This window comes from Massilia consociata (assembly GCF_042432755.1).
Lineage (GTDB): Bacteria > Pseudomonadota > Gammaproteobacteria > Burkholderiales > Burkholderiaceae_D > Telluria > Telluria consociata.
This window is the reverse complement of record NZ_JBHLWP010000001.1, coordinates 270,305-290,838: the sequence shown is the minus strand read 5'-3', so window position 1 is coordinate 290,838 and position 20,534 is coordinate 270,305. Positions and strand designations below refer to the sequence as shown.

General features: G+C 66.9%; 14 protein-coding genes. 7 read left to right on the top strand and 7 right to left on the bottom strand.

Annotated elements, in window-relative coordinates:
• Positions 1-99 precede the first annotated feature (99 nt).
• The gene (locus tag ACFFJK_RS01305; RefSeq protein ID WP_379677263.1) at positions 100-3,102 is read right to left on the bottom strand and encodes a response regulator; all 3,003 of its coding nucleotides are present in this window, start codon (positions 3,100-3,102) and stop codon (positions 100-102) included.
• A gap of 100 nt (positions 3,103-3,202) precedes the next feature.
• Here ACFFJK_RS01305 and ACFFJK_RS01300 point away from each other — a divergent pair, with 100 nt between their 5' ends.
• Complete coding sequence (locus tag ACFFJK_RS01300; RefSeq protein ID WP_379677261.1) at positions 3,203-5,278, top strand: prolyl oligopeptidase family serine peptidase; 2,076 nt, start codon at positions 3,203-3,205, stop codon at positions 5,276-5,278.
• On the opposite strand, the gene ACFFJK_RS01295 is transcribed toward ACFFJK_RS01300, so the two are convergent.
• Entirely contained in the window at positions 5,275-5,859 is a 585-nt protein-coding gene (locus tag ACFFJK_RS01295) for an acyl-homoserine-lactone synthase (RefSeq protein ID WP_379677260.1), read from the bottom strand. The two genes, ACFFJK_RS01300 and ACFFJK_RS01295, sit on opposite strands and share 4 nt — an antisense overlap.
• Positions 5,860-6,013: 154 nt before the next feature.
• Here ACFFJK_RS01295 and ACFFJK_RS01290 point away from each other — a divergent pair, with 154 nt between their 5' ends.
• Entirely contained in the window at positions 6,014-6,298 is a 285-nt protein-coding gene (locus ACFFJK_RS01290; protein WP_379677259.1) for a helix-turn-helix domain-containing protein, read from the top strand.
• Here the strand turns inward: ACFFJK_RS01290 and ACFFJK_RS01285 are convergent.
• Complete coding sequence (locus ACFFJK_RS01285) at positions 6,273-7,007, bottom strand: autoinducer binding domain-containing protein (RefSeq protein WP_379677258.1); 735 nt, start codon at positions 7,005-7,007, stop codon at positions 6,273-6,275. The two genes, ACFFJK_RS01290 and ACFFJK_RS01285, sit on opposite strands and share 26 nt — an antisense overlap.
• Positions 7,008-7,357: 350 nt before the next feature.
• Here ACFFJK_RS01285 and ACFFJK_RS01280 point away from each other — a divergent pair, with 350 nt between their 5' ends.
• Positions 7,358-12,259 (top strand): response regulator, encoded by a 4,902-nt coding sequence (locus ACFFJK_RS01280; protein ID WP_379677257.1) that lies wholly within the window; start codon positions 7,358-7,360, stop codon positions 12,257-12,259.
• Entirely contained in the window at positions 12,259-13,119 is an 861-nt protein-coding gene (locus tag ACFFJK_RS01275; RefSeq protein WP_379677256.1) for a CheR family methyltransferase, read from the top strand. The genes ACFFJK_RS01280 and ACFFJK_RS01275 overlap by 1 nt, the downstream gene beginning before the upstream one ends.
• A gap of 98 nt (positions 13,120-13,217) precedes the next feature.
• Here ACFFJK_RS01275 and ACFFJK_RS01270 read toward each other — a convergent pair whose 3' ends face one another.
• Both ACFFJK_RS01270 and glpD read right to left on the bottom strand, forming a co-directional pair.
• Positions 13,218-13,832 (bottom strand): glutathione S-transferase family protein, encoded by a 615-nt coding sequence (locus tag ACFFJK_RS01270; RefSeq protein ID WP_379677254.1) that lies wholly within the window; start codon positions 13,830-13,832, stop codon positions 13,218-13,220.
• Positions 13,833-13,887: 55 nt separating this feature from the next.
• Positions 13,888-15,519, bottom strand: coding sequence for a glycerol-3-phosphate dehydrogenase (gene glpD, locus ACFFJK_RS01265; RefSeq protein WP_379677253.1), 1,632 nt, complete (start codon positions 15,517-15,519; stop codon positions 13,888-13,890).
• Positions 15,520-15,640: 121 nt separating this feature from the next.
• Here glpD and ACFFJK_RS01260 point away from each other — a divergent pair, with 121 nt between their 5' ends.
• Positions 15,641-16,288 (top strand): phosphohydrolase, encoded by a 648-nt coding sequence (locus ACFFJK_RS01260; protein WP_379677252.1) that lies wholly within the window; start codon positions 15,641-15,643, stop codon positions 16,286-16,288.
• A complete protein-coding gene (locus ACFFJK_RS01255) occupies positions 16,275-17,123 on the top strand; it encodes an SIR2 family NAD-dependent protein deacylase (protein ID WP_379677251.1) in 849 nt (282 codons plus the stop codon). The genes ACFFJK_RS01260 and ACFFJK_RS01255 overlap by 14 nt, the downstream gene beginning before the upstream one ends.
• A gap of 246 nt (positions 17,124-17,369) precedes the next feature.
• Here the strand turns inward: ACFFJK_RS01255 and ACFFJK_RS01250 are convergent, their stop codons facing one another.
• Together ACFFJK_RS01250 and ACFFJK_RS01245 are read right to left on the bottom strand one after the other, a co-directional pair.
• Entirely contained in the window at positions 17,370-19,454 is a 2,085-nt protein-coding gene (locus tag ACFFJK_RS01250; protein WP_379677324.1) for an ATP-dependent helicase, read from the bottom strand.
• 415 nt (positions 19,455-19,869) lie between these two features.
• Complete coding sequence (locus tag ACFFJK_RS01245; protein WP_379677250.1) at positions 19,870-20,085, bottom strand: hypothetical protein; 216 nt, start codon at positions 20,083-20,085, stop codon at positions 19,870-19,872.
• A 202-nt stretch (positions 20,086-20,287) separates the two neighbouring features.
• Here ACFFJK_RS01245 and ACFFJK_RS01240 point away from each other — a divergent pair, with 202 nt between their 5' ends.
• Positions 20,288-20,464, top strand: a complete 177-nt coding sequence (locus ACFFJK_RS01240; RefSeq protein ID WP_379677249.1) for a hypothetical protein — start codon at positions 20,288-20,290, stop codon at positions 20,462-20,464.
• Positions 20,465-20,534: the final 70 nt, after the last annotated feature.

The following is a 20,534-nucleotide window of genomic DNA, read 5'->3' as shown; positions in this document are numbered from 1 at the left end:
AGGATACTCCGTTTGGCGTTATCACGAAAGTGTTAACGCCACAGCACAGTGCCGGAACAGCAATGCCGGCACGTGTTGCCGGGGGACCGGTGCGCCCGGTCAGCGCCGGTCGGCCGCCCGCGCGCCGAGCTGGGCAGTGATGTCGCGCTCGATGCGCGCCAGCTTGGCCCGCAGCCGCGCCGCCAGCGCGCGCGCCTGGGCCGGCCGCGTGGCCTGGTTTTCCAGCTCCTCGCACACGGCGGCGAAGGCGTTGGCGCCGACCGCCCGCGCCGACGACTTCACCCGGTGCGCCACGCGCGCGGCCTGCGCCACGTCGCCGCCGGACAGCGCCACGTCGATCTCGGCCAGGGCCACGCGCGCCGTCTCCAGGAACATGAAGGCATATTTACGCATCTTGTCACGGTCACCCCCGAACGTGGCGGCGAGCATCTCGAGATCCACCAGCCCGTGGGCCTGCCCGGTTGCGACCGGGAGGTCCGGCAGCGCGGCCGTGCCGCGCCCGACGCAGCGCGCGATCGTCGCCGCCAGCAGCTGGGGCACGACCGGCTTGGTCAGGAACTCGTCCATGCCCGCTTCCAGGCAGCGGCTACGGTCCTCCACGCCGGCGTTGGCCGTCATCGCGATCACCGGGGTGCCGCGCAGCGCCGGATCGGCACGGATGCGGCGGGTTGCTTCCAGCCCGTCCATGACCGGCATCTGCACGTCCATCAGCACGCAGTCGAAGCGCTGCTGCGCCATCGTCTCGAGCGCCTCGCGGCCGTTGCCGGCCACGACCACGTCGGCGCCGGCCTGCGCCAGCAGCTCGCGCGCGACCTGCTGGTTGAACAGGTTGTCCTCGACCAGCAGCACCGCGCAGCCATCCAGCCGCTCGGTCTGGAAGGGAGACTTGCGCCGCTCGCCACCCTGGGTTGGCCCGTCCACCCCCTCTTCCAACGCCAGGCGAGCCGTGAACCAGAAGGTGCTGCCGAACCCCAGCGTGCTCTCCACGCCGGCTTCGCCGCCCATCAGCTCGGCCAGCTGCTTGCTGATCACCAGCCCGAGGCCGGTGCCGCCATGGCGGCGCGTTGCCGACGGGTCGGCCTGCTCGAACGGCGCGAACAGGCGTGCGATCTTGTCGTGCGCGATGCCGATGCCGTTGTCCTCCACCTCGAAGCGCACCAGCAGTTCCGGCCCGAAGCTGCGCACGATGCGGGCGCGCAGCGCGATCCGCCCGTGGTCGGAGAACTTGACCGCATTGCCCGCGAAGTTCAGCAGCACCTGCTCCAGGCGCATCGGATCGCCGCGTAGGGGACGCATCAGCTCGGGCGCGATCTCGACGTCGAAGCCCAGTCCCTTGCCGGCGGCGGCCGGCCCCAGCTGCTGCGCGACATTGCGCATCACGGCCTCGAGCGTGAAACCGACGGTCTCGAGTTCGAGCTTGCCGGCCTCGATCTTGGAGAAGTCGAGGATGTCGTTGATGATGCGCAGCAGGTGCTGGCCCGAGTGGTGGATCTTTTCCAGGTAGCCGCGCACGTGCGGGTCGCTGCTCGACTGCAGCGCCAGGTGCGTCATCCCGATGATGCTGTTCATGGGCGTGCGGATCTCGTGGCTCATGTTCGACAGGAAGTCGCTCTTGGCCTGGTTGGCCGCGTCGGCCCCCGCCTTCAGCTCGTGCAGGGTGGTCACGTCGGTGGCGATGCACAGCACGGCGGGCATCCCGTCCTCGGCCTGGACCGGCACCCGCACGCTCCACATCTGCCGGATCGCGCCGTCCGGCAGCATCATCTCGACCTGGCCGGCGCTGCGCACGCCGCTTTCCAGCACGGCGCGGTCGCGTTCCCACATGGCGTCGGCGTTCGCGGCCGGCAGCAGGTCCTGGTCGCGCCGGCCGACGATGGCGGCGGCCGGCTTGCCGACCAGCGCGGCGCTCTTGGCGTTCAGGTAGCGGATGCGGCGCTCGCCATCCTTCAGGTAGACATAGGCGTCGAGGTTGTCGAGCACCGAATCGAGCAGGCGGCGCTGGTCCAGCGCGGCGCGGCGCGAGCGGTACAGGTTCAGGAACAGCGCGTACACCAGCATCGTGCCGCAGATGCCGCAGGCCAGCGCCAGCAGAGGGAGGTAGCGGTCATAGGTCGCCACCATGGCGTCGCGGTCGGCCGCGAAGTGCGCCTTCCAGCGCGTGCCGACGTAGTCGATCTCGCGCAGGGTCGTGAAGCGGCCGCGGCGCGCCGCCTCGCCGCGCACTTCGGGCCCCACCAGCAGCCGGTCGGAAGCCTGCAGCGCCAGCGTCCCGCCGGCGACCGGGCCGGCCTCGGTCTCGCTGTAGAGGGACAGCGTCACCGGCTGGGCCGACAGCGAGCCGAGCGCAAGCTTGACCAGCTGGTCGACCGAAAAGGCGATGCCGACGCTGCCGAAGTAGCGCGCGCGGCGCTCCTCGAGCGTGGCCGGGAGCGGACCGCCGAGGTACAGCGGCTCGCGCATGCCGAGCGCCACATGGGGCACGGGCTTCGGGATCCGGATCGGATGTCCCGAAGCACTGATGCCGCCGGTGTCGCGTGCCCTTGCCAGCGCCGCCGCCGGCAAGGGCGAGACGGCGATGTCCACGCCCGAGCGGTCGACCGGCAATCCCGGCGGCTCGATCCAGGTCAGCACCTCGTAATAGGGCCGGCGCCCCGGAGGCCGGATGTCGAAGCCGGGGTAACCGGCCGGATCCAGGCTGCGGTCGTTGCGCACGGCCGCCACGAAGGCCTCGCGCCCGGCATCGTCCACATGGGCGACGAAGTTGACCGACTCGATGGCCGGGAAGTGGGTCGGCAGGTCGAGTGTCTTGACGTAGCGGTGGAAGCTCAGGCGGTCCAGCGGTTTGTCGCGGGCCACGTGCAGGGCCGACAGTCCGCGCACCACCCGCGCATACGATGCGATGGCGGCGGCGACCCGCTCCTGGGCCACGCTGGCCACGGCATCGAAGCGGCGCCGCGCATCGTCCTCGACCGCCCCGGCCGCGATGCGGTACAGCAGCGCCCCGACCGCCAGCGACAAGGCCACCCCAAGGGCCCACGGCGCGGCGCGCGCGCCCCGGCGCGGGGTGCTTGGTGCGGAACTGGCGGACTGCGGTGCTTGCATGGGGCTCCAGGCGTGCGGATCTGGCCGCTCGATATTGCTAGTATAGGTGGTTGGACGCAACACATTCTCATCGATACCATTCCATCTTATTAGGATTGCAATGCCGCCACAATCCCCTGCTCCCGACGACCCGTACCGGTGGCTCGAAGACATCGACGGGAAGCAGGCCCGCGCCTGGGTCGGCGAGCGCAACGGCGCCAGCGAGGGCGAACTCGAAGCCGATCCCGGCTTTCCCGCCTTTTGCGCGCGCCTGAGGTCCATCCTGGACTCGACCGACAAGATCCCGTACCCGGGTAGCCATGGCGGGCGGCTCTACAACTTCTGGCGCGACGCCGTCCATGTGCGCGGCATCTGGCGCCGCACCACGCTCGACGAATACCGCAAGCCGGAGCCGGCATGGGAAACCGTCATCGACCTCGACCTGCTTGCCAGCAGCGAAAACGAGAACTGGGTCTGGGGCGGCGTTACCTGGCTGGAGCCGCACGGCGAGCGCTGCCTGGTGTCGCTGTCGCGTGGCGGCGGCGACGCCACCGTGGTGCGCGAGTTCGACCTGGCCGGCTGCAGCTTCGTGGCGGATGGCTTCCGCCTGGCCGAGGCCAAGAGCAACGTGGCCTGGATCGACCGCGACACGCTGTTCGTCGGCACCGACTTCGGTCCCGGGTCGCTCACCAGCTCCGGTTACCCGCGCATCGTCAAGGAATGGAAGCGCGGGCAGCCATTGGAAGCGGCGGCCACGGTGTACGAGGCGTCCGCCGGCGACCTGTCGGCTTCCGGCTGGCGCGACCCGACGCCGGGCTTCGAACGCGAGTTCGTCCAGCGCCAGGTCGATTTCTATACCAGCGAACTGTTCGTGCGCGACAAGGGGCGGCTGGCGCGGGTCCCGAAGCCGCTCGATGCCAACGCGTTCGCGGTGCGGGGCCAGCTCGTGCTCGAACTGCGCTCGCGCTGGCAGGTGGACGGGCGCAGCTATCCGCAGGGCGCCCTGCTGGCTGCCGACTTCGACGCGGCGCTTGCCGGACAGCCCGCCTTCGAAGTGCTGTTCGAACCGACGCCCTCGACCTCGCTCGACGGCCTGACGGTCACGCGCGACGCCCTGCTGCTCACCGTGCTCGACAACGTCAAGAACCGCATCGTCGAACTGCGCCTGGTCGATGGCGGGTGGACCCGGCGGGACGTCGACACCCCCTCGTCGGCCTGCGCGATCGGCTCGCTGGACACATGGGCGCTCGACGCCGTGGAGTCGAACCAGTACTTTCTCACCGTGACCGGCTTTACCGAGCCGACCACGCTCTACCTGATGGAGGCCGGCAGCGCCCATGGCGAACGGCTCAAGGCCATGCCCGCCTACTTCGATGCCGCCGGCCTGGTGGTCAGCCAGGCCGAAGCACGCTCGAGCGACGGCACCCGCGTGCCCTACTTCGTCGTGATGCGCGAGGACACCCGCCTCGACGGCAGCAATCCCGCGGTGTTGTACGGCTATGGCGGATTCGAGGTGTCGCTCAAGCCGTCTTACGGCGCGGTCAGTGGCGCGGCCTGGCTCGAATCGGGCGGCGTCTGGGTCCTGGCCAACATCCGCGGCGGCGGCGAATTCGGGCCGCGCTGGCACCAGGCCGCGTTGAAGGCAAACCGCCAGCGCGCGTTCGACGACTTCATCGCGGTGGCCGAGGACCTCGTCGCGCGCCAGTTGACCGCACCGGGCAGGCTGGGCATCATGGGCGGCAGCAATGGCGGCCTGCTGGTCGGCGCGGTGCTGACCCAGCGCCCCGACCTGTTCGGGGCGGCCGTGTGCCAGGTCCCGCTGCTGGACATGCGGCGCTACCACGAACTGCTGGCCGGGGCATCCTGGATGGGCGAATACGGCAACCCGGACGACCCCGAAGAATGGGAATGGATCGGCCGCTATTCGCCCTACCAGAACGTGCGCCCGGACCGGCGCTACCCGCGCACCCTGTTCACCACCTCGACGCGCGACGACCGGGTCCACCCGGGACACGCGCGCAAGATGGCGGCGCGCATGCTGGAACAGGGCCATGACGTGCTGTACTGGGAAAACACGGAAGGCGGCCACGCCGGCGCCGCCGACAACGCCCAGACCGCGCGCATGTGGGCGCTGACCTGGACCTTCCTGCGGCGCCAGCTGCGCCGCGGTGCAAGCGCCGGGCAAGCTGCCGGCTAGGACGCCATCCGCCTGGAGTACAGCGCGTCCCAGGTGGCCTGCACGTCCACGTAGAACGCCACGGCGGTCTCGACCCCGATGACTTGCGGGCTGCCCAGGCGGCGGATGACCACGCCGGCGCGCCGCGTCAGGCGCTCCATCGCCGTGGTCGTCACCGTCACGTAGTGCGTCAGGCCGTTCTCGACCCCGTGGCGGACGATCGCCTCGAACGAGTCGAGCGTCATTTCCGAGAAGCCGTAGCGGCTGCTGGCGTCGGTCTCGAGGGCAAAGCGCGACAGCTCCCAGATGCGCGGGTCGCTCGGCGCCTCGCTGCCCTCGAGCAGCTGGGGGAACGAATCCTTGAGCATGTACGGGCCTTCGGTCGGCAGCAGGCGCCAGCAGCCGCGCAGCTGTCCGCCGGGCTCGCGCATCTGCATGTAGCGGGGCTCGAGGGCATCGTAGCCATCGATCTCCATCCCGGACAGGATCGGCACCTCCCAGCCCAGCCGTCCGCTGAACACCTTCGCACGCAGCGCGTGCATCTCCCACAAATCCTTCGACTTGAACTCGCGGCGTGCTGCAATCTTGATCTGCATCGTCATGGTTGGCCCCTAATTATGTGAATAGATTTATGCGCTACGCATATAAGATTCATGCAATTCGGGCAGGCAATCTACTATCAGCTCTGCTAGGTGGCGATTCCGGTGGCAAATGGAATACTTGCATTTTGCATAGCCGGAACGGAAAGGAGCAGACATGGCAAACGACATGATGGTTGGGGCGCTGGCGGCGGAACTGGAAGCACAGCATGCGGTACACGCAGGCACGTTCGACGGCAGGGGCAAGCCCGCCATGCCGCATGAATTGCGGCGCCTGCGCATCGCCAAGCGCGAAAGCCAGGAGAAATTCTGGAGCCGTTTCGGGGTGACCCAATCGAGCGGCAGCCGTTTCGAAACCGGCCTGGCGATTCCGGGGCCGGTCGCGATCCTGCTGCGCCTCTACGTCAACGGCAAGCTCAGCGATGGTGATCTTCAGGCGTGATGATGCCGAGCGCGATCGCCTTGACGACCGCCTGCTGGCGCGTGTTGACGCCGAACTTCTGGCGTATGTTCGCCAGGTGAAAATTGACGGTCGCTTCGGAACACCCGGTGATCCGGGCGACCTCCCATGAGGACTTGCCGGCCATGACCCATTGCAGCACTTCGAGCTCGCGCCGGGTCAGGCGCGGCGGTTCCGGCTCCATCCGCGCCTCGCGGAACCTTGCCGACGAGGCAAACGCATAGTCGCGGACCAGGCACAACAAGGGCAGCACCTCGTCGATCGAACGCTGGAACGGCGCGTCGGCCCGCGTATCCGAAGCAAAGCTCAGCATTCCGACCTCGCCATGGGGGCCATGCACGGGCAGCGTCACCCCGCTGCGGATGCCGTGGGCGCTCGCCTCTTCATACAGGGCGCCCTGCTCATGCGTATTGAAGGTGGCCGGCGCCCAGACCAGCGGCAAGGTGCTCGACAGGCAGTGGCCGACGGTCGGGTCGACGTAGGCGAAACCGTTGCTGTCGTAGCGGTCACGCCATTCATGCGAATAATTGCTGCGGACAAAAGCATTCTCGAAGCGCACGTGCCGCGACGGTACGACCCCGTACAGTACCTGGTCAAACCCCTGGGCATGCGCAACGGCGAACAGGCACTGACCCCATGTCTGGTCATCCCTGGCCTCCAGCAACGCCAGCAACAAGGCTGTATCGATCATGAGCTCATACCGGTAAGCGAAACGTGTAAACAACTTATGGGTATGCTAGATGACTTGCCGTCTCCGAAGACTCACCAAAACTATCATTTTCTTCTTCTGCCAATAGATAGCTCGACGGCCGTGTCGTAGCAATACAACAACAGCTCATCAATTGTGCGCCTTCAGTATGTCGTTTCGGTTACTCTCCGCGAGATTACCCTCATGTATTTTCTTCTTGGCAATATTTGTCAGCCCAGATCGCTTGGCTATTGACTTGGGAATATACAAGAGTATCTTCTCGTAAATTCGTTTGTAACAGTCGCAGCGCGCTGCCCTTGCCCCACCCTCTTACCGAAACAAGGATTTAGTCGATGAACAACATGACCGACATGGGCGAACAGTTGGACGTCAAACTACTGCTGGCCACCCTGATGGCGCTTAAAAAAGGCGACTTCTCGGTGCGCATGCCCTCGGACTGGACCGGCGTGTCAGGCAAGATTGCCGACACCCTCAACGACATCATCGAAACCAAGCAGAAAATGGTGGAGACGGTCACCGACGTGTCGCGCGTGGTGGGGCGCGAAGGCCACCTGACCCAGCGTGCCGATCTGCCCGGCGTGGTGGGCGGCTGGAGCACGATCATCAGCTCGGTCAACACCCTGATCGACGACCTGGTGCGCCCGACCACCGAGATGGCGCGCGTCATCGGCGCTGTGGCGAAAGGCGACCTGTCCCAGACCATGGCGCTGGAAGTCGACGGCCACCCGCTCAAGGGCCAGTACCTGCGCGCGGCCATGACCGCAAACACCATGGTGGAACAGCTCTCCTCGTTCTCGTCCGAGGTGACGCGCGTGGCGCGCGAGGTGGGTACCGAAGGTAAACTCGGCGGCCAGGCGCAGGTGAAGGGCGTCGCGGGCACCTGGAAGGACCTGACCGACTCGGTGAACTCGATGGCGGGCAACCTGACCTCGCAGGTGCGTAACATCGCGGAAGTGACCACCGCGGTGGCGAACGGCGACTTGTCGAAGAAGATCACGGTGGACGTACGCGGCGAGATCCTGCAGCTGAAGGACACCATCAACGTCATGGTGGACCAGCTGCGCTCCTTCGCCTCCGAGGTGACCCGCGTGGCGCGCGAGGTGGGTACCGAGGGCAAGCTGGGCGGCCAGGCCTACGTGCCGGGCGTGGGCGGCACCTGGAAGGACCTGACCGACAACGTGAACTTCATGGCCTCGAACCTGACCGGCCAGGTGCGTAACATCGCGGCGGTGACGACCGCGGTGGCGAACGGCGACCTGTCCAAGAAGATCACCGTGGACGTGAAGGGCGAGATCCTCGAACTGAAGAACACCATCAACGTCATGGTGGACCAGCTGTCCTCGTTCGCATCCGAAGTGACGCGCGTGGCCCGTGAAGTGGGTACCGAAGGGAAACTCGGCGGCCAGGCGCAGGTGAAGGGCGTGGCGGGTACCTGGAAGGACCTGACCGACTCGGTGAACTCGATGGCGGGCAACCTGACCGGCCAGGTGCGTAACATCGCGGACGTGACGACCGCGGTGGCGAACGGCGACCTGTCCAAGAAAATTACCGTGGACGTGAAGGGCGAGATCCTCGAGCTGAAGAACACCATCAACGTCATGGTCGACCAGCTGAACTCCTTCGCGTCCGAGGTGACCCGTGTGGCGCGCGAGGTGGGCACCGAAGGTAAACTCGGCGGCCAGGCGAACGTGCCGGGCGTGGGCGGCACCTGGAAGGACCTGACCGACAACGTGAACTTCATGGCCTCGAACTTGACGGGCCAGGTGCGTAACATCGCGGACGTGACGACCGCGGTGGCGAACGGCGACCTGTCCAAGAAGATCACCGTGGACGTGAAGGGCGAGATCCTCGAGCTGAAGAACACCATCAACGTCATGGTGGACCAGCTGTCCTCGTTCGCATCCGAAGTGACCCGCGTGGCCCGTGAAGTGGGTACCGAAGGCAAGCTGGGCGGCCAGGCCTACGTGCCGGGCGTGGGCGGCACCTGGAAGGACCTGACCGACAACGTGAACTTCATGGCCTCGAACCTGACCGGCCAGGTGCGTAACATCGCGGCGGTGACCACCGCGGTGGCGCGTGGCGACCTGTCAAAGAAGATCACCGTGGACGTGAAGGGCGAGATCCTCGAACTGAAGGACACCATCAACGTCATGGTGGACCAGCTGTCCTCGTTCGCATCCGAGGTGACGCGCGTGGCGCGCGAGGTGGGTACCGAAGGTAAGCTCGGCGGCCAGGCAAACGTCTCGGGCGTCGGCGGCACCTGGAAGGACCTGACGGAAAACGTGAACCAGCTGGCGGCAAACCTCACCAACCAGATGCGCGCGATCGGTGAGGTGGCGACCGCGGTGACCCGTGGCGACCTGTCGCGTTCCATCCAGGTGGAAGCACGCGGCGAAGTGTCCTACCTGAAGGACAACATCAACGAGATGATCCGCAACCTGAAGGAGACCACACAGAAGAACGCGCAGCAGGACTGGCTGAAGACCAACCTGGCGCGCTTCACCCGCCTGCTGCAGGGCCAGCGCGACCTGCAGGCGGTGACCAAGCTGATCCTGTCCGAGCTGGCGCCCCTGGTGTCGGCGCACCACGGCGTGTTCTACATGATGGATTCGCAGGAGGCCGATGCACGCCTGCGCATGATCGCTTCGTATGGATATCGTTCCAGCCGCAAGCTGCCGACCTCCTTCCTGCCGGGCGAAGGCCTGGTGGGCCAGTGCGCGCTGGAGAAGACCCGCATCTGGCTGACCGACGTCCCGCGCGACTACATCGTGGTCTCGTCGGGCCTGGGCTCGGCGCCGCCGAACAACATCGTGGTGCTGCCGATCCTGTTCGAACAGCAGGTCAAGGCGGTGATCGAGATCGCCTCGCTCGACCGCTTCACCGAAACCCACCTGTCCTTCCTCGACCAGCTGATGGAATCGATCGGCGTGGTCCTGAACACCATCGAGGCCAACAGCCGGACCGAGTCGCTGCTGACCCAGTCGCAGTCGCTGGCACAGGAACTGCAGCAGACCAACCAGGAGCTGGCGGAGAAAGCGCGCCTGCTGTCCGAGCAGAACATCGAGGTGGAACGCAAGAACCGCGAGGTGGAGCAGGCGAAGCTGGCGCTGGAAGAAAAGGCGACCCAGCTGGCCCTGTCCTCGAAGTACAAATCCGAGTTCCTGGCCAACATGTCGCACGAACTGCGCACCCCGCTGAACTCGCTCCTGATCCTGGCCCAGCAGCTCTCGGACAACCCGGAGGGCAACCTGTCGGGCAAGCAGGTGGAATTCGCGAAGACCATCCACGGCTCCGGCTCCGACCTCTTGACCCTGATTAACGACATCCTGGACCTGTCGAAGATCGAATCCGGCACCGTCACGCTGGACGTGTCGGAGTACCGCTTCTCGAACCTGCGCAACTACGTGGACCGCACCTTCCGGCACATGGCCGAAGCCAAGCACCTCGGGTTCCAGGTGGAGCTGGCGGACAACCTGCCGACCGCCGTGATGACCGACACCACGCGCCTGCAGCAGGTCCTGAAGAACCTGCTGTCGAATGCGTTCAAGTTCACCAGCCACGGCCAGGTATCGCTCACCATCAGCCTGGTCAACAGCGGCTGGACCGCCGACCACCCGAACCTGGTGCACGCCGATGCCGTGCTCGCGTTCTCGGTGCAGGACACCGGCGTGGGCATCCCGTCCGACAAGCTGCAGCTGATCTTCGAGGCGTTCCAGCAGGCCGACGGCTCGACCGCGCGCAAGTACGGCGGCACCGGCCTGGGCCTGTCGATCTCGCGCGAACTGGCGCGCCTGCTGGGCGGCGAGATCCGCGTCGAGTCGACCGTCAACGTCGGTTCGACCTTCACGCTGTACCTGCCGTACAACCGCGCCGGCTTCATCAACTACGAACAGGCGCGCCAGCCGCAGCCGGCGCGCCTGGCCCCGCCGCCGGCCCCGGCGCCGGTGACCTACCAGCCGGTCGCGCAGGAACCGCTTGAGGTGGCCACCATCGACGCGATCGAAAGCGGTTCGCTGGTCGAGTACTCGTCGGTGCTGGACGACCGCGGCCTGGTGACCCCGGGCGACCCGTCGGTGCTGATCGTCGAGGATGACGAGCGCTTCGCCAAGGTGCTGCTCGAATTTGCGCGCGAGAAGAATTTCAAGGGCGTGGTCACCCAGCGCGGCGACTCGGCGCTGTCGCTGGCGCGCGACTACCTGCCCTCGGCGATCCTGCTCGACATCGACCTGCCGGACATCGACGGCTTCACGGTGCTCGACCGCCTCAAGCGCGACCCGAGCACCCGCCACATCCCGGTGCACGTGATGTCCTCGCTGCGCGAGCGTGAGCGCGCGCTGCGCCAGGGCGCCATCTCGTACATCAACAAGCCGGTGAGCCGCGAGGCGCTGCAGGAGGAATTCAAGCGCATCCAGAAGTTCCTGCTGGGTGGCAAGCGTTCGCTGCTGGTGGTGGAAGACGACATGGCGCAGCGTGAATCGATCGTCTCGCTGATTGGCAATGCCGACATCCACATGGTGACCGTGGACACCGGCGCCGCCGCCCTGGAAGCGCTGGAAAGCGCGCGTTTCGACTGCATGGTGCTGGACCTGACCCTGCCGGACATCTCGGGCTTCGAGCTGCTGGACCGCATCGGCGCGAACGAACGCCTGCGCGACCTGCCGGTGGTGATCTACACCGCAAAGGAGCTGGACCGCAAGGAAGTCACGAAGCTCAAGCGCTACGCCAAGACCATCGTCATGAAGGACGCCCGCTCGCCGGAGCGCCTGCTGGACGAGACAGCGCTGTTCCTGCACCGCTCGCAGGCCAGCCTGCCGGAAACCCAGCGCCGCATGCTGGAGGAGATCCACGCGCTCGACGGCGGCCTGGCCGGACGCAAGGTACTGATCGTCGACGACGACCTGCGCAACATCTTCGCACTGTCGACGCTGCTCGAGCGCCAGCAGATGCAGGTGCTGTTCGCCGAGAACGGCCGCGACGGCATCGAGGTGCTGGAAAAGGACCCGACCATCGAGATCGTCCTGATGGACATCATGATGCCGGAGATGGACGGCTACGACACCATGCGGGCGATCCGCCGCATCCCGAAGTTCCGCTCGCTGCCGATCATCACCCTGACCGCCAAGGCGATGAAGGGCGACCGCGACAAGTGCATCGCCGCCGGCGCCTCGGACTACATCACCAAGCCGGTCGATGTGGCCCAGTTGCTGTCGATGATGCGGGTGTGGTTGCACTGATGGGCGAACTGACCGCATGGAGCGGGGTCGCCGGGTTTGCCAGCCTCCAGGCGACCGAGGAACTCGAGACCGAACTGCTGCTGGAAGCCCTCTACCAGCGCTTCGGCGTCGATTTCCGCGGCTATGCAAGGGCAGGCCTGCGCGACAAGCTGCAGGCCATGCTGCGCCAGCGCGGGCTGGCAACCCTCTCCAGCCTGCAGGAACGGGTGCTGCACGAACCGGGCGTGGCCTCGGCCCTGGTGCGTGCGCTGGCGGTGCAGAAGGTGGCGCTGTTCGACCAACCCGCGGACACGCGCAGGCTGCGCACGGCGCTGGGCGACAGCCTGCGCCCGACCGCGCTGCCCAAGGTCTGGCTGGCCGAACCGGGCGGCGTGGGCGAGGCCTGGACGCTGGCGATCCTGCTGGCCGAGGAAAAGCTGTACGGACGCACCGAGGTGTTCGCGACGCTGGGCAGCGACGAGCTGCTGGCGGACCTGCGCGACGCCACGGTGCCGCTGGCCCAGCTGGCCCAGGCGCAGCAGGGATACGAGGAAAGCGGCGGCCTGGGGCGCCTGGCCGACTACTTCGAGGTATCGGGCGACCAGGCGCGGCTGCTCCCGCGGCTGCGCGAGCGCATCACGTGGGCGCAGTACAGCCTGGTGACGGACGCCTCGTTCAACGAATTCCATGCGATCGTCTGCCGCCGGGTCCTGCCCGACTTCGGGCCGCTGCTGCGCCAGCGCGTGCTGCGCCTGTTCCGCGAAAGCCTGTCGCTGTTCGGGGTGCTGGGACTGGACCGCGAGCTGGGGCCGGCCGATGCCTGCGTGGGAGATTACCAGCGGCTGTTCGACGATGGCGGCTGGTACAAGCGGGTGCGCTGAGACATCCGATAATTGAACGCGCGAAGGAGGAAAACGGTTGTCGTAGGGTGGACGGCTTCGCCGTCCGCGCGTTCGGCCCATGCTGGCATGGCCGCGGTTCAACCCTTGTACATGGCCGCAATCCGGTCCCGCCACGCCTGCAGATTCGCCATCCCCTCCTCCCCCGGCCGGAACCGCATCAACCCGCGCGCAAACTCCAGCGCGCAGAACGCCGTGATGTCCGCGATCGTGAAGCGCTCTCCCGCCACATAGGGTTGCCTGGCCAGCTCCCCGTCGAGCCAGCGCGCCGTCGTGCGCATCTTCTGCCCCTGCGCCGCGCCGAACTCGGGGAACTGGGGCTGCTCCAGCACCGCCAGCCCCGGGTGCGTGTGGCGCACGCACTGGGCGATCTCCAGCATCAGGTGCAGTTCCATGCGCCGGTCCGCCATCTCGATGAAGGCGCGTTCGGTGGCGTCCACCCCCATCAGGTTCGGCTCCGGGTACAGCCCCTCCAGGTAGGTGCAGATGGCCCGTGTTTCGCTCAGGGCGCGGCCGTCGTCGAGCGCCAGCACCGGCACCCGTGCCAGCGGGTTCAGGGCCAGGAACTCGCCGCTGCGGTGCGCGCCCGCATTCAGGTCCACCTCGACCTGTTCGATTCCCGTGATGCCCTTGGCCGCCATGAACATGGCGACGCGGCGCGGATTGGGGGCGCGGGAACTGGTGTAGAGGCGCATGACGGCAGTCCTGTCGAGTGGCAAATGGACCGCCATCATAGCCCGGAAGGCTGGCCTATGCCGGTTCGCCGAGCGCCACGCAATGGTGCGGGCTGCGCCGGCCCGCGATCCAGGCGTCCAGCTCGTCGGCACAGCCCGGCGGCAGGTGCAGTCCCAGCTTGCTGCGGCGCCAGAGGATGTCGGCGGCGCAGCGGGCCCACTCGTGCCGCATCAGGTAGTGCAGCTCGGCGGCGTACAGGCCGGGCGCCACCTCCTCGCCCAGGTCTTCGATGCGGCGCGCGCCGGCAAGCAGGGCGTCGATGCGGGTGCCGTAGGCGCGTGCCCAGCGCTGCGCCAGGCCAGGGGGCAGCCAGCCGTGGCGGCGCTGCAGGGCGACCAGCCAGCGGTCGAACTCGAGCACGCTGCGGCTGTCGGGTGCGCCGCCGAACAGGTCGCCCCCGGGCAGCACGGCCCCGGCGGTCCAGGCCGGCGCCGGCCGGCCGAGTGCGGGGCCGATCCAGTCGACCGCCTGCTCGGCGAGCTTGCGGTAGGTCGTGATCTTGCCCCCGAAAACGGACAGCATCGGCGCGGCCGCGGTGTCGTGCCCGAGCAGGTAGTCGCGCGTGGCCGCTGCGGCGCTTGCCGCCTCGTCCTCGAGCAGGGGGCGCACGCCGGAATAGCTCCACACCACGTCCGACGGTGCGATCGGGCGCCGGAAGTAGCTGTTGGCCAGCTCGCACAGGTAGGCGGTCTCGGTGGCCGCGATGCCGACCTCGTCCGGGTCGCCCTGGAACTCGACGTCGGTGGTGCCGATGAGGGTGAACGCGCCTTCGTAGGGCATCGCGAACACGATGCGGCCGTCCGCGTGCTGGAAGATATAGGCGTAGGAGTGGTCGAACAGGCGCGGCACCACGATGTGGCTGCCCTTGACCAGGCGCAGCCGGCGCTTCGGCGCGCTGCCCAGCGCGACATGGGCCACCCTCCCCGCCCACGGACCGGCCGCATTGACCAGGCAGCGCGCCTTGACGCGGCGCGTCGTGGCACCGTCCCCGTCCCGGTTTGCCTGCACCAGCGTCGCCATCCAGTGCGCAGGATGGCGCTCGAAGGCGGTACAGCGCGTGTGGGTGAACACCTGCGCACCGCGCTCATGCGCGTCGAGGGCGTTGAGCACCACCAGCCGGGCATCGTCGACCCAGCCGTCGGAGTACACGAAGCCGCGCGTGAACGACGGCTTCAGGGAGCCGCCGGCGCGATGGTTGACGAGGTCCACCGCTTCCGAACCCGGCAGGAATTCGCGCGGCGCCAGCCGGTCGTAGAGGAACAGTCCGGCGCGGATCAGCCATGCCGGACGTTGCCCCGCGTGGCCCGGCAAATGCGGCATCACGAAGCGCAAGGGCCGCATGATATGGGGGGCGATGCGCAGCAGGGTCTCGCGTTCCTGCAGGGCCTTGCGCACCAGGCCGAATTCGCGGTGCTCCAGGTAGCGCAGGCCGCCATGGATGAGCTTGCTGGAGGCGGACGAGGTGTGGGCGCCGAGGTCGTCCTTGTCGCACAGGATCACCCGCAGGCCGCGTCCGGCTGCGTCGCGCGCAATGCCGGCGCCGTTGATGCCGCCGCCCACGACCAGCAGATCGCAATGCAACTGCGAATCCCCCCGTGCATCCGGCCGCGATCCCGGCTGTGGATCCAGCAGCTTACCTTCCGTCATGTTCGCCTCCTGTGCCCGGGCCGGCCCGCCCAACCGGTCCAGTGTAAGGACACGCCCGCAAAGCGTCTTTGCTTGCATCAATTATGCGGAGAATGCGCCGGCCCATGTGTAAAATCGCCACATGCACACCCCATCCAGCGCCTTCGACGCACGCGCCTGGGTCCGCATGCCTTCGGGCAAACGGCTGGACCTGCTCAACCCGACCCCGTTCGACTGGGACGATGCCGACCTGGCACTGGGCCTGGCCCGCACCTACCGCTGGGGCGGCCACTCGGCCTGGCCGCTGCCGCTGTCGGTCGCCCAGCACTCGATCGCCGTCATGCTGCTGCGGCGCGCGCTGGCGCCCGCCCCCACCCCGCTGCAGGAACTGCGCGAACTGCTGCATGACGCCGAGGAAGGCCTGCTCGGCTTCGATGCCGTGTCGGTCATCAAGCCGTTCCTGGGCGAAGGCTTCCGCGCACTTACCCGGCGCCTGGAACAGGCGGTGTTCCTGCGCTACGGCTTGCCGGCCTGGACCGAGAAGGAGCACAGATTGCACAAGCAGGCCGACCGGCTCGCCGCCGCGACCGAGGCGGTGCACGTGACCGGCTGGACGCGCGAGGAAGTGCGGCGCACGCTCAAGATCCGCGCCCAGGTGCTGGAGCAGGACCCGCTGGCGAGCCACTACGGCTGCGCGCCATGGGAACCGTGGGCGCCGGGCCTGGCCGCGGAACGCTTCCTGGCCGAACTCGACCGCCTGAAACAGGCCACCCGACATGCAGCCGCGTGAGCACGCCATCGCCGAAGCGGCGGCGCTGCTGGCGGGCGCCGACGGAGTGCTGGTCGCGGCCGGCGCCGGAATGGGCGTCGATTCGGGCCTGCCGGACTTCCGCGGAACGACCGGCTTCTGGCGCGCCTACCCGCCGCTGGCCCGCCTTGGCCTGGCCTTCCACGAGATCGCCTGCCCGGACAGCTTCGGGAACGATCCGCACCTGGCCTGGGGCTTCTACGGACACCGGCTGGCGCTGTACCGCGCAACCCGGCCGCACGACGGCTTCCAGATCCTGCGCGCGATCGCCGCGCGCATGGCGCGGGGCGGATTCGTCTTCACCAGCAACGTGGACGGGCAATTCCAGGCGGCCGGATTCGCACCGCAGACGATCGTCGAATGCCACGGGTCGATCCTTCACCTGCAGTGCACCCGCCCCTGCACGGACGATATCTGGCCTGCGGACGGCTTCGTGCCCGAGGTCGACCCGGGCACATGCCGCCTCGTCTCGGCCCTGCCACACTGTCCGCGCTGCGGTGCCCTGGCCCGGCCCAACATCCTGATGTTCAACGACAGCGCCTGGCTGCCGGAGCGCACCGAAGCGCAGTACGAACGCTTCGCGCGGTGGCGGGCAGGCGTGCGCCGTCTCGCCGTGGTCGAACTCGGCGCCGGCGTGGACATCCCGTCGGTCCGCCGCATGGCCGAAGCACAAGGTGTACCGCTCATCCGGATCAACCCGCGCGCAGCCGATGTCCACCATGGTGTTGCATTGGAGATGAATGCACTTGCTGCCTTGCAGTCAATTGCAACGGCGTTAGCTCTTGATCTTTCTCAAATTGCGCCGCTAAACGACTGATTTTGTTGAGCATTTTTTGCTATCCACAAGATTTGTGGATAACTGTGTGGAAAAGCACCTCTTGACAAGCCGGAAGCCTAGTAGGAATGCGGGTTTCAACAAAATGCCCGTTCTGCAGGCAAAACAAAAATCCCATGAAATCAATCGCTTAGCGAAGAGCCGAAAGCCTGCAGTGTGGTGTAATGCGGCAAATTCCTACAAAATCTGTTCGTAGGGGATAAGTCGTCAACGTGAGCGCATTTGCCGTCATTTCCACGCGTTCCGGGCGCGCTCCCGTACCAGCATCCGCACCGTTTCCGGCATCGGTTTGCGCACCTGCGGGGTATCGGCGCTGAGCCAGGCGGCCTCCTCGAAATGCTTCAGCATGGCCGGCGTGATGAAGCGCGTGCGTGCGGCGTACACGTGGCGGTCACCCATCTGGGCCTGCTGCCTGATGAAGAAGCGGTTCGGCACGACCAGGTGCAAGTGCTCGCGGGCGCGGGTCATCGCCACATACAGCAGGCGCCGCTCTTCCTCGATATCGTCCTGGGTGCCCGTGCTCATGTCCGACGGGATGCAGCCGTCGACCACGTTCAGCACGTGCACCGACTTCCACTCCTGGCCCTTGGCGGAATGGATGGTGGACAGGATCACGTAATCCTCGTCCAGCAGCGGCGGCCCGGCGCGGTCGCTGGTCGCTTCCGGTGGGTCGAGCGTGATCTCGGCCAGGAAGCTCTCGCGCGTCGCGTGGCCGCCCGCGAGCAGCGCCAGCTGCTCGACGTCTGCGGCGCGCACCTGGGCATCGTCGTGCATGCGTTCCAGGTGCGGCAAGTACCAGGCCTTGACCAGCTCGATGTCGGCGGGCCAGCGCAAGCCCGGCGTACGCAGGCGCCGGTACAGCGCGCAGAACGCTTCCCAGTCCTGCTTGCTGCGCGCTGGCGGCACGAAAGCCTCGACCGCCGCGACCGGGTCGGCGGCCTCGCCGACGGCATCGAGCAGGCGCGTGGCCGTCGCCGGACCGACGCCGGGAATCAGCTGGGCCACGCGAAAGCCCGCCAGGCGTCCGTTCGGGTTCTGGGCAAAGCGCAGCACCGCCAGCACATCCTTGATGTGGGCCGCTTCGAGGAACTTCAGCCCGCCGAATTTCACGAACGGGATATTCCGGCGCATCAGTTCCAGCTCCAGCGCGGCGCTGTGGCTGGCAGCGCGGAACAGCACCGCCTGCTGGGTCAGCGCGATGCCGGCCTCGCGGTGCTCCAGGATGCGGTTGCAGACCCAGCGCGCCTGCTCGGCCTCGTCCGGGATCAGGACCAGCTGGGGCTTGAGGCTGGAAGCCCTGTCGGTCCACAGGGTCTTGGCATGGCGCTCGACGCTGGCCGCGATGACGGCGTTCGAGGCATCGAGGATGGGTTGCGTGGAACGGTAGTTGCGTTCGAGTGTGATGACTTCGGCAGGGCGCGAGAACTGTTTCGGGAAGTCGAGGATGTTGCGCACCGTCGCGCCGCGGAAGGCGTAGATCGACTGCGCGTCGTCGCCGACCACCATGACGCCCTCGCCGCCCGGCTTCATGCCGGCAAGGATGGCCGCCTGCAGGCGGTTGGTGTCCTGGTATTCGTCGACCAGCACGTGGTCGAACAGCGCGCCGATCTCGGGGCCCAGCTCGGGATCGGCCACCATCTCGGCCCAGAACAGCAGCAGGTCGTCGTAGTCGAGGACGTTCTGTTCCTGCTTGGCATCCACGTAGGCACCGAACAGGGTCTTGAGCCGCCCCTCCCACTCGCTGCACCACGGGAAGGTCGACTGCAGCACCTTGTCGAGCGGCTCGCGGCTGTTGACGACCCGCGAGTAGATCGACAGGCAGGTGCCTTTCAGCGGAAAGCGCTTTTCCGTCCTCGACAAGCCGATCTCGTGGCGCACCAATCCCATCAGGTCTTCGGCGTCGCCGCGGTCGTGGATGGTGAACGAGTCGACCAGGCCGATGCGGCCCGCGTAGTCGCGCAGCAGGCGCGCGCCGATCGCATGGAAGGTGCCGGCCCAGGGCAGCGTGACCGGAGACTGCGTCCTGCCCTTGCCCAGCAGGCGCTGCAGCACCCCGCTGGCGCGCTTGCCCATTTCTCCCGCTGCACGGCGCGAGAAGGTCAGCAGCAGGATGCGCTGCGGATCGGCGCCGGACTGGATCAGCCGCGCCACCCGGTGCGCCAGCGTATTGGTCTTGCCGGAGCCGGCGCCGGCAACGACCAGCAGCGGCCGGACCAGCGCTGCGCCGATGTCATGCTCGACGGCTGCGCGCTGTTCGGCGTTCAGGCTGGCGAAAGGGTCGTCGGTCGTGGGCGGGTCGAGAACGGCGGGCATCATGTGGACAACGCGGGAAATGACATACTGTACATTTATCCAGTTCCAACACGCAAGTCCCGCCCGCGCGTGCGCTGCGGCGGCCACGCAAGGCGGCTCGGGCAACGATGAAAATTCGTCATGCATTACATGTAGAAGTCACGCTAAGTGGCGGATCTATAAAAAGTTTTCCGGATATCCACAAAGTCTGTGAATAACTATGTGGAAAAGCGGGGACTTGACATGGCGAACGCGGCCATACATGCGGGTTTCAACAATTTGCCTATTGGGAAGGCAGCTTTGATAACCCCATAAATCAAGGGTTTACGTCACTGTCTCGCGTGCGCATCACCCACGGCAGTAAAATTATTCTTGGGAAATTAATGTGTATAAGCGGTAGGGGACTTGCGCCGCGCGGCCAAGGCCAGGCGGTGACTCATGCCGGCTGGGCGAGCCGGTCGCTACGGCGTCGGCCCGGCTCCAGCAACACCCGCGCAATGACGCGCGCATCGACGCAGTGGGATTTCAGGTATTCCAATGCGGACATGGTGCCGTAGGCAGGCGCCAGCGCAAGGGCAAGGTCGACGATATCGCGCTGGCGGAAGTCGCGCCGCGCATCGGTACGTGGAAAGACGGCGTCTGGCTGCATCATGTTCCCGGCCATTCAGGGAGTGGAGGGCTGCGTTGCATGAGTATGGCCCAAGAACGATCAATGTCAATATCAGGGATAAATCAAACACCTGGATCTACTTTTATGCTTGGCGCCCACTCGCTTCTCAGCGCTGCGCCACCGGTTGCGCACGTTGCCTACAATTGGCCGGACCTGTGACCGAACGAACACGAGCGAGGTTTCCATGAACATGCATACCGATCCCGACATGAACCCCGGCGACGAAGCCGAACCGGGCACCCCCGGCGCCGGCGAAGACATCTGCGAGGATTGCTCCGGCAGCGGCAAGCTGGCCGACGGCAAGCCCTGCCCCAACTGCGGCGGCAGCGGCAAGGTCATGCGCGGCATCGGCGGAGGCTGAATACCCGGGCGGGCAAGCCCGCCCGGCGACGCGGCGCGTGGACAGCCTGGCCGCCATCCAGTAATAATGC